We start from the raw sequence: 14,571 nt of genomic DNA, 5'->3' as shown, positions 1-14,571 counted from the left end.
GAAGGTTGTCGAGTTGCCGGGCCCGCCACCGGTCAGCACGAAAGGTTCGGTGTAGATCATGAAACTGTCCATGAAACGCAGCAGCACCGCGATCATCAGCACGCCGCGCATCTTGGGCAGCTGGATGTAGCGGAACACGGCGAGCTTGCTGGCGCCGTCGATGCGCGCGGCCTGGTAATAGGCGTCGGGAATCGAGCGCAGGCCGGCGAAGCAAAGCAGCGCGACCAGCGGTGTCCAGTGCCACACGTCCATCAGCAGCACCGTCAGCCAGGCGTCACGCGAGTTGCCGGTGTAGCTGTAGTCGATGCCCAGCTTTTGCAGCGCAGCGCCGAAGAGGCCGATGTCGGCCCGGCCGAAGATCTGCCAGATGGTGCCGACGACGTTCCACGGGATCAGCAGCGACAAGGCGACGATCACCAGCACCGCGGACGACTTCCATCCTGTCGCCGGCATCGCCAGCGCGAGTGCGATGCCCAGCGGGATCTCGACCAGCAGCACCGCCAGCGAGTAGGTCAGCTGGCGCAGCAGCGCGGCATGCAGGTCGCTGTCGCGCATCACCGAGGCGAACCACTCGGTACCGACGAAGACGCGACGGTCCGGCGAGATGATGTCCTGCACCGAATAGTTCACCACCGTCATCAGCGGCAGCACCGCCGAGAAGGCGACGCAGATGAACACCGGCAGCACCAGCCACCAGGCTTTTTGATTAACCGGCTTCATGCCGCCACCTCGATCAGGGTTTCGTCCTTGGCATAGAAACAGGTGTGGCTGCCCACCACACCCAGCCACACCGTCGAACCGGTCGATGGCACCTGCGTATCCGGACTCAAGCGCGCCCGCACCGTCGCTTCGCCAATGCGCGCGGTCAGCAACCAGTAGGTGCCGATGTCCTGCACCTGCACGACGGTGGCCAACAAAGCGCCGGAATCACCCTCATGCGCCAGCGTCACGTACTCCGGCCGCACGCCAGCTGTCACCGCGGATTCAGGGGCCGCAGGCACCAGCGAAGCCGGCAAAAAATTCATGCCCGGCGAGCCGATGAAGTGGCCGACAAACATGTGCTCGGGCCGCTCGAACAGCGCGTCGGCCGAACCGACCTGCACCGCACGGCCGCGGGTCATCACCACCACCTGGTCGGCAAAGGTCAGCGCCTCCACCTGATCGTGCGTGACGTAGATCAGCGTCAGCTTCAGCTCATGATGGATCTGCTTCAACTTGCGGCGCAGCTGCCATTTCAGGTGCGGGTCGATCACCGTCAGCGGCTCGTCGAACAGCACCGCCGAGACATCCTCGCGCACCAGGCCGCGGCCCAGCGAAATCTTCTGCTTGGCGTCGGCCGCCAGGCCGGCCGCGCGCTGGTCCATCTGAGCAGACAACTCCAGCATTTCGGCGATCTTGCCGACGCGGGCCTTGATGCGATCCGGCGCCACGCCGCGGTTGCGCAGCGGGAAGGCCAGGTTCTCGGCCACCGTCATCGTGTCGTAGATCACCGGGAACTGGAACACCTGCGCGATGTTGCGCTGCTGCGGTGTCTTGGCCGTGACATCCTCGCCGCCGAATTTCACCGTGCCATGCGAGGGGCGCACCAGGCCGGAGATGATGTTCAGCATCGTCGTCTTGCCACAGCCCGAAGGGCCCAGCAAGGCATAGGCGCCGCCGTCGTCGAAGCTCATCTTCAACGGCAGCAGGGCGTAGTCGGCGTCCACCTTCGGATTCGGGCGGTAGGCGTGGGCCAGGTCGAGGTCGATGCGGGCCATGTCAGTTCCCTCTTTTCGCGGGCGCGACCAGCAGTTCGCCCTTGGGGTCGAACACATAGGCCTGCGCCGGGTCGAGGTACAGCGTGATCGGGGCACCGAGGTCGAAGTAGTGCACGCCGGTGAGTTGGGCGACGACTTCGCCAGCATCGGTGTGCACATGCACGAAGGTGTCGGAGCCGGAGATTTCGGCCAGTTCCACGCGGCCGGGCAAGGCCACGTCGTTGTCGCGCTGATGCACACGCAAGGCGCTCGCCCGCACACCCACGGTCAGGCCGCCATCGAACTGCCGGGCCAGGGGCACCTGCAGTTGCAGGCCACCGCTCAACTGCACGCCAATGGACGCGGCCTTGGCCTCGATCAGGTTCATCGGCGGATCGCTGAAGGCACGCGCCACGCGGATCGACTTCGGCCGCTGGAAGACTTCGGCCGTCGGGCCGTATTGCAGCACTTCACCGGCGTCCATCACGGCGGTGTAGCCGCCCAGCAGCAAGGCCTCGGTCGGCTCGGTGGTGGCATAGACGACGGTGGAGTCGCCGGTGGCGAACAGCGCAGAAAGTTCTTCCCGCAGCTCTTCGCGCAGCTTGTAATCCAGATTCACCAGTGGTTCGTCCAGCAGCATCAGCGGCGCGTTCTTGGCCAAGGCGCGGGCCAGTGCCACACGCTGCTGCTGGCCACCGGAGAGTTCGGCCGGCAGGCGTTGCAGGAAGGGCTCGATGTGCAGCTTCTTCGCCAGCTCCATCACGCGCTGGCCGATGGTCGTGCGGTCGGCCTTGCCACGCAGCTTCAGTGGCGAGGCGATGTTGTCGGCCACCGTCATCGACGGGTAGTTGATGAACTGCTGATAGACCATCGCGACATTGCGTTCGCGCACCGGCATGCCGGTGACGTCTTCGCTGTTGACCCACACACGGCCGTGGCTGGGCTGGTCCAGGCCGGCCATCAGGCGCATCAGCGTGGTCTTGCCGGCCTGCGTGGCACCCAGCAGCACCGTCACGGCATGCGGCTGCAGCACCATGTCCAGCGGGTAGAGGTGCGTGGCCGCCCCCACCTGCTTGTCCACGCTCTCGAGCCTCAGCTCCATGACTTCTCCATCGATACCGGTTCCACGCTGACCTTGGGGATGTGGTGGGCGCACCAGGCCGCCACCTGGGCGCGGCCCGCGGCGTCCAGGTGCAGGCCGAGCTTGGTGCGGCGCCACAGGATGTCGTCGGCGCTGCAGGCCCACTCCTCGCGCACGAGATAGTTCAGCTCGGCCTCGTAGACGCCGGGTGCCACTTCGGCGCCGGCTGATGCACCGTCCGCTAACAGCAATTCGACGCGGCTGCCGTACAGCCGGGCCCAGCGGCGCAGCACCGCGGCGGGCAGCATCGGGTGGCGCTGCTGCAGCACCGAGGCAAAACGCTGCAGGTCGGTGTCCGGGCGCTGTGGTTTGCCGATCCAGGCCTGCAGGTCGCCGCCGGGCATCACCGCACCATGGGTCCAGGGGCGGGCGCCGGGCTGCAGCGGGCCGCTCAGCAGATCGGCGGCTTCTTCGCCGAGCAGGCGGAACGTGGTGAGCTTGCCGCCCCACACATTGAGCAGCGGCGCGCCGCCTTGCATGTCGAGCTCCAGCAGGTAGTCGCGCGTCACCGCCGCGGCGTCGCTCGATTCATCGTCGATCAGGGGGCGCACGCCGGAGTAGCTCCACACCACGTCGGCCGGCAGGATGGGCTTGGCGAAGTAGCGGCTGGCCTGCTCGCAGAGGTACTGCACTTCCTCGTCGTCGATCTTCGCGGCACCAATGGCGCCATGGTGCTCGATGTCGGTGGTGCCGATCAGCGTGAAATCCTCTTCGTAGGGCTGCACGAAGATGATGCGCTTGTCGGGGTTCTGGAAGATGTAGGCGTGATCGTGGTCGAACAGCTTGGGCACGACGATGTGGCTGCCCTTGACCAGGCGCAGCGCCTTGACGTCCTGGCGATGAGCAGCATCACGCAGGAACTGCGCGGCCCAGGGCCCGGCGGCATTGACCAGCGCGCGCGCCTTGAGCGGATGCGTCACGCCATCCGCCGTTTGCAGCGTGGTCACCCAGCCATCGGCCTGGCGCTCGGCGCCGGTGCAGGCGCAGCGCGTCAGCACGGTGGCGCCGCGTTGCACCGCGTCGATGGCACACAGCACCACCAGGCGTGCATCGTCGACCCAGCCATCGGAGTAGACGAAGCCCTTGGTGTAGTGCGGCTTCAATGCACGGCCCGACGGATGGCGGCGCAGGTTCAGCGAAGCGGAGCCGGGCAGCATCTCGCGCTTGGCCAGGTGGTCGTACAGGAACAGCCCGGCGCGCAGCATCCAGGCCGGACGCATCGACGGGTCGTGCGGCATCACGATGCGCAGCGGCCGCATGATGTGCGGTGCGCCGCGCAGCAGGCCTTCGCGTTCGGCCAGCGCCTTGCGCACCAGCGAGAACTCGTAGTACTCCAGGTAGCGCAGGCCACCATGGATCAGCTTGGTCGAAGCCGACGAGGTGTGCTGTGCCAGGTCTTCGCGCTCGACCAGCACCACCTTCAGGCCACGGCCGGACAGGTCGCGCGCAATGCCGACGCCATTGACGCCGCCGCCGACGACGAGCACATCGCAGGCCGCCGGCGGCACGCTGGCGCGGGCCGACGACAGTGCGCCCGGCCGCAGCTCGCCCGTGGGCGGGATCGGTGGTGGCAAACCCATGGAAACAGTGCTCTCCGCCAGTCAGCGCCGGTCTTGTTCAAGGCCGGCAGGTCAACGCGATTTGATTCGTTTTGCTTTTCTTTTTTTCTTTATACCTCTCAAACGAACATTGGCCGCCGTGGTTTTCCCCTAAGCGGATTCGTTTTCGTTCGATTTAGGCTCGACACCGCAGCAGCGATTCGCCACCGAACACATGACACCGAACCCCCGCCAGGCTCAATTGCTGGACGAAGTGAGCACGCTCGGCAGCGTCACCGTCGAAGCCCTGGCCGAGAAGCTCAACGTCACGCTGCAGACCGTGCGGCGTGATGTGCAGCGCATGGCCGATGCCGGTCTGGTCGCGCGCTTTCACGGCGGCGTGCGCGTGCTCAGCTCGACCACCGAGAACATCGCCTACCGGCAGCGCCAATCGATGAACGCCGATGGCAAGACCGCCATCGCACGCCTGGTGGCCGGACGTATTCCCGAAGGTTGCTCGTTGTTCCTGAACATCGGGACAACGATCGAAGCGGTGGCCCGCGAACTGGTGCGCCGCCGCGGCCTGCGCGTGATAACGAACAACCTGAACGTCGCGATGATCCTGTCGGACAACCCCGATTGCGAACTGATCATCGCCGGCGGCCTGGTGCGCTCGCGCGACCGCGGCATCGTCGGCGAAGCGACGATCGACTTCATGCGCCAGTTCAAGGTCGACATCGGCTTGATCGGCATCTCGGCGATCGAAGCCGACGGCACGCTGCGCGACTACGACTACCGCGAAGTGAAAGTGGCACGCACGATCATCGATCATTCGCGCGAGACCTGGCTGGCCGCCGACCACGGCAAGTTCAACCGCCCGGCGATGGTGGAACTGGCTCGCCTGAGCCACATCGACCGCATCTTCACCGACCGCATGCCGCCGGACCCGTTCCCGGCGCTGCTGGCCGATGCTGGCGTGGAACTGGACGTGGCTCTGGCTTAGCCGAACCGAAGGACGACCATGACTTATCTGCTCGCCCTGGACCAGGGCACCTCCAGCTCCCGCAGCATCGTGTTCGACCGCGCCGGCCGCATCGTCACGATGGCACAGCGCGAGTTCCGCCAGATCTACCCGCAACCCGGCTGGGTCGAGCATGACCCCGAGGAGATCTGGCAGACCCAGCTGGCCACCGCGCAGCAGGCGCTGGCGCAAGCCAATCTAACGGCCAAAGACATCGTCGCGATCGGCATCACCAACCAGCGCGAGACCACGCTGGTGTGGAACCGCCGCACCGGCTTGCCCATCCACAACGCCATCGTCTGGCAGGACCGGCGCGGCGAGCCGTTGTGCGCGCAGCTGCGCGCGCAGGGCCATGAAGAGCAGGTGCGCCGCTCCACCGGCCTGGTGATCGATGCGTACTTCTCGGCCACCAAGATCCGCTGGATCCTCGACCATGTGAAGGGTGCGCACATCGCCGCCGCGCAGGGCGACCTGGCCTTCGGCACCGTGGACAGCTGGCTGCTGTGGAAGCTGACCGGCGGCCAGGTGCATGCCACCGATGTCAGCAATGCCTCGCGCACGATGCTGTACGACATCCGCCACAACACCTGGGACCATGAGCTGCTGAAGCTGCTGCATGTGCCCGACAGCCTGCTGCCGCAGGTGCACCCGTCCAGCCATGTGTTCGGCGAGACGCAGCCGCAGATGTTCGGCGCGCCGATCAAGGTGGCAGGCATCGCCGGCGACCAACAGAGCGCGCTGTTCGGCCAGGCCTGCTTCAAGGCCGGGTTGGCGAAGAACACCTATGGCACCGGCTGCTTCATGCTGATGCACACCGGCGAGAAGTTCCAGCGCTCGGCCAACGGTCTGATCACCACCGCTGCAGCACAGCCCGGCGCGAAGCCGGAGTTCGCCTTCGAAGGCAGCGTGTTCATCGGCGGCGCCGTGGTGCAGTGGCTGCGCGACGGGCTGAATGCCATCAAGGCCAGCGGCGAGGTGCAGGGCCTGGCCGAAAGCGTGCCCGATGCCGGCGGTGTGATGTTCGTGCCGGCCTTCACCGGGCTGGGCGCGCCGTACTGGGATGCGAATGCGCGCGGCGCGATCGTCGGCCTCACGCGCGGCAGCACAGTGGCGCACATCGCCCGCGCGGCGCTGGAGAGCATCGCCTTCCAGAGCGCGGCGCTGCTGCAGGCGATGAGCCGCGATGCGCAGGCGTCAGGCGGTTCGTCGGTGGCCGAGTTGCGCGTCGACGGCGGCGCCTGCGTCAACGACCTGCTGATGCAGTTCCAGGCCGACCTGCTGGGCATTCCCGTCGTGCGGCCGCAGGTGGTCGAGACCACCGCGCTGGGGGCCGCTTACCTGGCGGGTTTGGCCACCGGCGTCTACCAGGACCTGGATGAACTCTCGGCGCTGTGGCAGGTGGAACGTCGCTTCCACCCGACGATGCCGCGGGAACGCGCGCAGCAGCTGATGGCGAACTGGGAGCGGGCGGTGCGGCAGACAACGGCGGTGTAACACAGCGTCGCACACGGCCCACACACGGCCCCTACACGGCCCGCATCCGGGCCGCGCGCGGTCGCTATCATCGCGACGAACTTCAGCGCGGCCGCCCCATGCGCAAGCCCATCAGCACCGAAGACCTCTGGCGCATCGAGCGCATCGGCGCCATCAGCGCGTCGCCCGATGGCACCCGTGCGGTCTGCGCCGTGACGCAGTACTCGATGGAGAACAACAACAGCAGCACGCAGCTGTGGCTGCTGCGCACCGATGCTTCGGCGCCGCCGCGGCGCTTGACCACGCACGGCGCGAAGAACAGCCGGCCCGCCTGGTCGCCGCGCGGCGACTGCATCGGCTTTCTTGGCACCCGTGAGCAAGAAGGCCACAAGGACGAGGTGCCGCAGCTCTACCTGGTCTCGCCCGACGGCGGCGAAGCGCAGCGCGCGGCTCAGGTGCTGCCCGGCATCGAATCCTTCCGCTGGCTGCCCGATGGCCGCGGCATCGTCTTCGCGGCCTGGGTCTGGCCCGAACTGAAAGGCGCCAAGGCCCAGGCCCGGCGCTACAAGGAACACAACGAACGCAAGACCTCGGGCTACGCCACCAGTGAAGCGCAGCACTGCTGCTTCGACCACCGGCACCCGATGGCGCGCGTGGTGCACCTGCTGCGGCTGGACCTGGCCAGCGGGCGCATCACCGACCTGTTCGAAGGCACGCCCTTCGAGCTGCCGCGCGACGACCTGGCGCCCGAACCCTTCGATGTCAGCCCGGATGGCCGGTGCGTAGCTTTCGCCTTCGACTCCGCGCCGGTCAAGGTGGCCGGCCAGCGCCGCGCCATCGCCGAACTGGAACTCGCCACGCCCCGGGTCCGCCGCATCGCCGACGCGCCGGACTGGGATTTCGACCTGCCGCGCTACAGCCCCGACGGCCGGCAGGTGGCCGTGCTCGCCGCTCAGATCGGGCGCAAGCACACGATGCCGATCAAGCCCGCGCTGCTGGACCGCGGCGGCCACTGGCGCGCACTGGGCACGCAGTGGGACCATGAAGCCGGTGCGGCGCCGGTCTGGTCGCGCGACGGCCACGCGCTGTACCTCAGCGCCGAATCCCGGGGCCGCAACCCGCTGTGGCGCTGCGATCTGGCCAGCGACAGCTTCGAGATCGTCACCGCCGGCGGCTGGGTGCAGGGCTTCGACATCGCCGGCTCACCCGGCGATGAGCTGGTGCTGACGATGGAAGACGCCCACAGCCACCCGGTGCGTGTCTTCGCGCGAAGGATGGGCGGAAAAGCCGGCGGTGAGCGCCGGCGTCTGGAGCGCTTCAACGATGCTTTGTTGAAGCGCCTGGACTTCGGCGAGACCCAGGAGGTCACGCTCACCGGCGCCTTGGGCGAGGCCGTGCAGATGTGGCTGACCTTCCCGCCCGGCTTCGACGCACGGCGCAAGCACCCGGTGATGCAGGTCATCCACGGCGGCCCGTTCGTCGCGTCGGGCGACAGCTTCAACTACCGCTGGAACGCGCACCTGCTGGCCTCGCGCGGCCACGTGGTGGCGCAGGTCAACTACCACGGCTCCAGCGGTTTCGGCTGGGCTTTCAAGGACAGCATCGTCGGCCGCCTGGCGACGCTGGAGCTGCAGGACATCGAAGCCGGCAGCGACTGGCTGCTGCGCCAGCGCTGGGCCGACAAGCGCCGGCTCTATGCCGCCGGCGCCAGCTATGGCGGCTTCATGGTGGCGTGGATGAACGGCCATGTGCCGGCCGGCCGCTACCGCGCCTACGTCTGCCATGCCGGCGTGTTCGACCGCATCGCGACCTTCGCGGCGGACTCCTACGCCCAACGCCCGAAAGACCTGGATGCGTGGTACTGGGACGACATGCCCAAGGTGCTGGCGCAGAGCCCGCACGCCAGCGCCGCACAGATGAACACGCCGACCCTGGTGATCCACGGTGCCCAGGACTACCGCGTGCCCGACGCCAACGGCCTGGCCTACTACAACACGCTGAAGGCGCGTGGGGTCGATGCCCGGCTGCTGTGGTTTCCGGACGAGAACCACTGGGTGCTGAAACCGCGCAATTCACGGCAGTGGGTTGCCGAATTCTTTGCGTGGCTGGCGCGGCATGGGGACGCCGCTGCCGCACCGGCGCGATGACGGTTCCGGTGTGCGAAACCACCGGTATCCCGACACGCTGGACGACAAACGATACGCACAAAGTGGGCGGCAGTAGCACCATTGAAACCTGCGGCGTCCACACTGCCGGTCACGCACTGGAGTCCACCATGAACCCCGTTTCCCTGATCCACCTGTCCCCCGACATGATGCGCAATCTGCAGGCCACGCACAGCGGCCAGGGCCTGCCGCAGACCAGCGGCCAGCGTGGCGAGCGCAGCTGGGCCATGGCGCTGATGCTGATCACCGCCTGCGCGGCCATCGCTTTCGCCTGCCTGGGCTGAAGCCCAGCCTGCGTTAAGCTGCCCTGGGCCGGGCGGCGGCGTGCCACCCGGCTTCGGCCAGGGTGTGCACCAGGATGTTCGAACTCGAACTGAAGTTCCAGATTCCCGCCGAGCGGCGCCAGGCCTTGCAGCGTGCGGTGAACACACCCGCTGCAAGCACACAGCGCCTGCAAGCCCGCTACTTCGACACACCCGATCGCCGCCTCGCCGCCGCCGCGCTGGCGCTGCGCATGCGCAAGGAAGGCCCGCGCTGGGTGCAGACCCTCAAGGGCGCCGGTGACGGCCACCTGAAGCGGCTGGAGCACGAGGTGCCGGTGGCCGGCGCGCGCGGCGGCGTGCCGGTGCTGGACATCCAGCGCCATGCCGGCACACCGGTGGGCAAGCAGCTGCTGGCCGCGCTGGACGATGCCGCGCCGGCCTTGGCGCTGGTGTATCAAACCGACATCCGGCGCACGACACGCCTGCTGCGCAGCGGCGGCGCGCTGATCGAACTGGCGCTGGACATCGGCGAGATCCGCGCCGGCGATGCGCGCCTGCCGGTGTGCGAGCTGGAGCTCGAACTCAAGCGTGGCGATGTGGCCGCGCTGACCAGCCTGGCCAGCCGCTGGGCGGCACGCCATGGCCTGTGGCTGGACGTGCGCAGCAAGTCAGAACGCGGCGACCTGTTGGCGCGCGGCGAGCCGGCCAACCCGCCGGTGCTGGCGCGCACGCCCCCGCTGCACGGCAGGCTCGCACCCGATGCGGCGCTGCGTTGCATGGTCGGCAGCTGCCTGGCCCACGCGCTGCCGAATGCCGCCGCGGTGGCGGGCGACAGCGGCGGGCCCGAGCACCTGCATCAGCTGCGCGTGGCGCTGCGCCGCTTGCGCAGCGCGCTGCGGCTGTTCGGCGACTGGTCGCCTGCCACCGAGGCCGGCTGGTCACCCGCGCTGGCCACGCTGTTCAGCCGGCTGGGCGCGGCGCGGGATCGCGACATGCTGACGGCTTCCGTCTGGCCCGAACTGATGCGGGCCGGTGCGCCCGCTCTTCACGCCCCGTCGGCGCCGCCCGAAGCCGATGCCGATCCGCTGCCGGGAGAGACCTGTCGCGAACCTGCCTGCACCGCTCTGATGCTGGACCTGATGCGATTTGCCCATGGTGAGGCGCCGGCCCAGCCCACCGACACGGCGGCCGAAGCGAGCGCAAGCGCGGCCGCCGACGCGCCCCGGCTGGCCACCCTGGCCCGCCAGCGCCTCAAGCGCCTGCACCGCCAGCTGCAGCGCGACGCACGCGCCTTCGCCACGGCCGACGATGCGGCGCGGCACCGCACCCGCAAGCGGCTGAAACGCTTGCGTTATGGCGTCGAGCTCAGCGCCGGCCTGTCGCGCGCCAAGGCCGTCAAGCGCTACCTGGCTTGCCTGCGGCCGGCGCAAGATGTGCTGGGCCGCTACAACGACCTGTGCGTGGCCGACGCGCTGTTCCGCGCGCAGCTGCCGCAGGACGCGCAGGCCTGGTTTGCAGTGGGCTGGATTGCCGCGCGGCGGGAACAGCTGTTGGGCAAGGCGGTTCAGGCCGTCGAGCGCCTGGCCGATCTGCCACGCGTTCCTTGATCCCGGCACCCCGGGGCCGATACGCACGACGCCTGACAGGCCGGGTGGCGGCGCTGCGAACCCTGGTCTACTGGCCGCCGACAATGCCAACATCACCAGGAGCTGTCTTCATGTCGTCCCTCTTTTCTCGTCTCGGCCGAGTGGCGCGCCGCGTCGCCCTGGCCTGCGGCCTCGGGCTGTGCAGTTCACTGGCGGCGCTCGGCACGGCCCAGGCCCAGTCCGTGCTGCGCGTCACCGCGATCCCCGATGAATCCCCCACCGAGCTGGCCCGCAAGTTCGCGCCGCTGGGCCAGTACCTCGAGGCCAAGCTCGGCATGAAGGTCGAGTGGACGCCGGTGACCGACTATGCCGCCGCGGTGGAGACGCTGGTCAACCGCAAGATCGACCTGGCCTGGTTCGGCGGCTTCACCTTCGTGCAGGCCCATGTGCGTTCGGGCGGCAAGATGATCCCGCTGGTGCAGCGCGAGGAGGATGAGAAGTTCCGCTCGGTCTTCATCACCGATGCCGCCAGCGGCATCACCAAGCTCGAAGATCTGAAGGGCAAGACACTGAGCTTCGGCTCGCAGTCCAGCACCTCGGGCCACCTGATGCCGCGCAACTACCTGCTGGCCGCGAAGATCGACCCCGACACTGACCTGAAGCGTGTGAGCTTCTCCGGCGCGCACGACGCCACCATCGCCGCGGTGGCCAGCGGCAAGGTGGACGCCGGCGCACTGAACATCTCGGTGTGGGAAAAGTTCGTCGCCGACAAGAAGGTCGACACGAGCAAGGTCAAGGTCTTCTACACCACGCCCGGCTACTACGACTACAACTGGACCGTGCATGCCGACATGCCGGCTGATCTGCGCAACAAGCTGCAGCAGGCCTTCCTGGCGCTGGACGCCAGCACGCCGCAGGGCAAGGAAATCCTCGGCCTGCAACGTGCCACGCGCTTCATCCCGAGCAAGCCCGAGAACTACAGCGGCATTCGCGCCGCCGCCGAGAACGCCGGGCTGCTGAAGTGAGGCCTGCCGCGGCGCCGGCACCTGCACCGGCACCCGCGGTGGTGCTGCAGGGTGTGGTGGCGGCTGCCGCGCCGCTGTCTGCCACGCCGGTACTGCAGGCCGTGACCCTGACACTGGCCGCCGGCGAGCAGCTGGCGGTGATCGGCGCCTCCGGCTCGGGCAAGACCACCCTGCTGCACGCGCTCGCGATGGCCGTGCGGCCGCAGCAAGGCCGCCTGCTGCTGTTCGGCCAGGAGCCCTGGGCCTTGTCGTCCGGCGCGCGCCAGCGCCTGCGCGGCCAGGTCTGCCTGGCGCCGCAGGTGCCGCCGCTGCCGCCGCGCCAGCGTGTGGTCACCGCGGTGCTGGCCGGGCGGCTGCCGCAGCAGTCGCTGTGGGCCAGCCTGCGCACGCTGTGGCATCCGCGCGAAGCCGCGTTGGCGCAACAAGCGCTGGCTGCGCTGGACCTGGCGCACACGCTGTGGCAGCGCGTGGACCGGCTGTCCGGCGGCGAGCGCCAGCGTGTCGGGCTGGCGCGGCTGCTGGTGTCCGACGCCGCGCTGTGGCTGGTCGACGAGCCCTTGTCGGCGCTGGATCCCGTGCGCTCGGAGCTGGCCATCGTCGAGCTGATGGCTGCCGCGCGCGCCGCCGGCCGCACGCTGGTCTGCACGCTGCACCAGGTGGAGGTGGCACGGCGGCGCTTTCCGCGCATCGTGGCGCTGCGCGAGGGCCGCATCGTCTACGACGGGCCCGGCAGCGCGCTGGACGACGCCCAGGTGCGCGCGCTGTACGGCAGCGACAGCCCGGATGCGCCGGCGCTGCCGCCCGAAGCCGATGCGCCCGGCGACGCTCCCGCGCCCGGCCGCCTGCCGCAGGCCATGTGCCGCTGAGCGCCACCACAAGCCGCCCGTGAAGACCGTGCCCATGCTGCTGCCGACCACGCCACCCGCGGCGCGTGATCCCGCGCTGCTGCGCCGCTGGACCACGCTGCTGCTGGCGCTGGCCGTGGGCTGGCCGCTGCTGGCCTTGACCGAATTCAAGCCCTGGGCACTGGCCGACGAGCGCAGCCTGCGCGCCACGCTGGGCTTCCTGGTGCAGTTTGTGCCGCCACGCACGGATGCCGAGTTCCTGCAGTTGCTGGCCCGCGAGACCTGGCGCACCGTGGCCATCGCCACCGCCGGGCTGAGCATCGCCTGGCTGATCGCGGTGCCGCTCGCTTTGGGCGCTACGGCGCGGCTGTCGGTCAGCGCGCTGGCCTCGCGCATGGGCCCCGGGCCGGCACTGCTGCGCCAGGCGCTGCGCTGGGCGATGATCGTGCTGCGCTCGGTGCCCGAGCTGGTGTGGGCGCTGCTGTTCGTGCGCGTGGTCGGCCTCGGCCCCACGGCCGGCGTGCTGGCCATCGGCATTGCCTACGGCGGCATGCTGGGCAAGGTGTACGCCGAAATCCTGGAAAGCGCCGACGCCGGCCCGACCCAGGCGCTGCTGCGCAATGGCAGCGGCCGGCTGCAGGCGCTGCTGTTCGGCACGCTGCCGCAATGCGCCTCCGAGCTGGCCAGCTACACCGTCTACCGCTGGGAATGCGCGATCCGCTCGTCGGTGGTGCTGGGCTTCGTCGGCGCCGGCGGCCTCGGCCAGCAGCTGGACAGCGCGGCCAAGATGTTCGCCGGCCAGGAGGTCAGCAGCATCCTGCTGGTGTTCATCGCGCTGGTGGCGCTGTCGGACCGCTTGAGCGCGGTGCTGAGGCGGGCGCTGGCATGAGCCGGTCGACGCCTGTGGCGACTCCATCAGACATGGCAGCCCCGCCGCCGCGACGCCAGGCCTGGCTGTTTGCCGCCGGCCTGGCCGCACTGGTCGGGGCCAGCTTCGCCACGCTGGACCTGAAGTGGGCCGACTTCCTGTCGCCCGGCGCGCTGGCCAGCCTGCTGAAGTTCGCCGCCAGCTTCTTTCCGCCGCAGCTCGCCCCCGGTTTCCTCGCCAAGACCGGCGCCGCGACGCTCGAAACACTGGCGATGAGCATCGTCGGCACGGCGCTGGCCACGCTGTTCGGCCTGCTGCTGGCGCTGCCGGCCAGTGGCCGCGGGCACGCCGGCGCACTGGCGCTGCGCGGCCTGGCGCGCGGCCTGCTCAACGTGTTGCGCTCGATTCCCGAACTGGTGTGGGCCTCGCTGCTGCTGATCGCCGCCGGGCTGGGGCCCTTTCCCGGCGCCCTGGCGCTGGCGCTGCACACCACCGGCGTGCTGGGCCGGCTGTTCGCCGAAAGCATCGAAAACGCCGCGCCCGAGCCGGCCTTCGCGCTGCGCGTGCGGGGCTTGAGCGCGCTGCGGGTGTTCCTCTTCGCCACCTTGCCGCAGGTCGGGCCGCAGCTGCTGTCCTACACGCTGTACCGCTGGGAGAACAACATCCGTGCCGCCGCGGTGCTGGGCGTGGTCGGCGCCGGCGGCCTGGGGCAGATGCTTTACTACCACCTCGGGCTGTTCCACATGCGTGAGAGCTGCACGGTGCTGATCGCGATGATCCTGATGGTGGCGGTGGTCGACGCACTGTCCTGGGCCGCGCGGCGGGCGCTCGAGCGCTGACAGGCCGCGCCCACGGCAGGCCGGGCATCGTTCGTTCGCTGACGAACCGTGAGCGGCACTTGCGGTGCGAC

At 69.1% G+C, this 14,571-nt stretch carries 13 protein-coding genes; 9 read left to right on the top strand and 4 right to left on the bottom strand.

Annotated features, from left to right (window positions below):
* From VLK61_RS26420 to glpD, 4 genes are all read right to left on the bottom strand, one after another.
* The coding region (locus VLK61_RS26420) for a carbohydrate ABC transporter permease (RefSeq protein ID WP_325425632.1) at nucleotides 1–720 on the bottom strand (720 nt) is incomplete at its 3' end.
* The gene (locus VLK61_RS26415) at nucleotides 717–1,757 is read right to left on the bottom strand and encodes an ABC transporter ATP-binding protein (protein WP_325425630.1); all 1,041 of its coding nucleotides are present in this window, start codon (nucleotides 1,755–1,757) and stop codon (nucleotides 717–719) included. The genes VLK61_RS26420 and VLK61_RS26415, both read right to left, overlap by 4 nt.
* 1 nt (nucleotide 1,758) lies before the next feature.
* Complete coding sequence (locus VLK61_RS26410) at nucleotides 1,759–2,838, bottom strand: ABC transporter ATP-binding protein (RefSeq protein WP_325425628.1); 1,080 nt, start codon at nucleotides 2,836–2,838, stop codon at nucleotides 1,759–1,761.
* Nucleotides 2,829–4,457, bottom strand: coding sequence for a glycerol-3-phosphate dehydrogenase (gene glpD, locus VLK61_RS26405; RefSeq protein WP_325425626.1), 1,629 nt, complete (start codon nucleotides 4,455–4,457; stop codon nucleotides 2,829–2,831). The genes VLK61_RS26410 and glpD overlap by 10 nt, the downstream gene beginning before the upstream one ends.
* Before the next feature lie 193 nt (nucleotides 4,458–4,650).
* Between glpD and VLK61_RS26400 the strand changes: the two genes are divergently transcribed.
* The 9 genes from VLK61_RS26400 to phnE all read left to right on the top strand — a co-directional run bounded on the left by VLK61_RS26400 (nucleotide 4,651) and on the right by phnE (nucleotide 14,500).
* Nucleotides 4,651–5,418, top strand: coding sequence for a DeoR/GlpR family DNA-binding transcription regulator (locus tag VLK61_RS26400; protein ID WP_325425624.1), 768 nt, complete (start codon nucleotides 4,651–4,653; stop codon nucleotides 5,416–5,418).
* A gap of 18 nt (nucleotides 5,419–5,436) precedes the next feature.
* Entirely contained in the window at nucleotides 5,437–6,930 is a 1,494-nt protein-coding gene (glpK, locus tag VLK61_RS26395) for a glycerol kinase GlpK (RefSeq protein ID WP_325425622.1), read from the top strand.
* 98 nt (nucleotides 6,931–7,028) lie between these two features.
* Nucleotides 7,029–9,056, top strand: coding sequence for a S9 family peptidase (locus VLK61_RS26390; RefSeq protein WP_325425620.1), 2,028 nt, complete (start codon nucleotides 7,029–7,031; stop codon nucleotides 9,054–9,056).
* Between the two features lie 128 nt (nucleotides 9,057–9,184).
* Nucleotides 9,185–9,358, top strand: a complete 174-nt coding sequence (locus VLK61_RS26385) for a hypothetical protein (RefSeq protein ID WP_325425618.1) — start codon at nucleotides 9,185–9,187, stop codon at nucleotides 9,356–9,358.
* Between the two features lie 74 nt (nucleotides 9,359–9,432).
* Complete coding sequence (locus VLK61_RS26380) at nucleotides 9,433–10,944, top strand: CYTH and CHAD domain-containing protein (RefSeq protein ID WP_325425616.1); 1,512 nt, start codon at nucleotides 9,433–9,435, stop codon at nucleotides 10,942–10,944.
* A gap of 110 nt (nucleotides 10,945–11,054) precedes the next feature.
* Nucleotides 11,055–11,948 carry a putative selenate ABC transporter substrate-binding protein gene (locus VLK61_RS26375; protein WP_325425614.1) on the top strand — a complete coding sequence of 298 codons (894 nt, stop codon included), beginning with the start codon at nucleotides 11,055–11,057 and terminating at the stop codon, nucleotides 11,946–11,948.
* A 38-nt stretch (nucleotides 11,949–11,986) separates the two neighbouring features.
* On the top strand, nucleotides 11,987–12,814 hold the full coding sequence (locus tag VLK61_RS26370) for a phosphonate ABC transporter ATP-binding protein (protein WP_414636869.1): 828 nt from the start codon (nucleotides 11,987–11,989) through the stop codon (nucleotides 12,812–12,814).
* A gap of 34 nt (nucleotides 12,815–12,848) precedes the next feature.
* Nucleotides 12,849–13,682, top strand: a complete 834-nt coding sequence (locus tag VLK61_RS26365; protein WP_325425634.1) for a PhnE/PtxC family ABC transporter permease — start codon at nucleotides 12,849–12,851, stop codon at nucleotides 13,680–13,682.
* A 32-nt stretch (nucleotides 13,683–13,714) separates the two neighbouring features.
* On the top strand, nucleotides 13,715–14,500 hold the full coding sequence (gene phnE / locus VLK61_RS26360) for a phosphonate ABC transporter, permease protein PhnE (RefSeq protein WP_325425611.1): 786 nt from the start codon (nucleotides 13,715–13,717) through the stop codon (nucleotides 14,498–14,500).
* Nucleotides 14,501–14,571: the final 71 nt, after the last annotated feature.

The sequence above is a fragment of the Aquabacterium sp. genome, assembly GCF_035476535.1.
GTDB lineage: Bacteria > Pseudomonadota > Gammaproteobacteria > Burkholderiales > Burkholderiaceae_C > Pseudaquabacterium.
The sequence above is the reverse complement of the archived record's forward strand: the minus strand, read 5'-3'. Positions and strand labels throughout refer to the sequence as shown.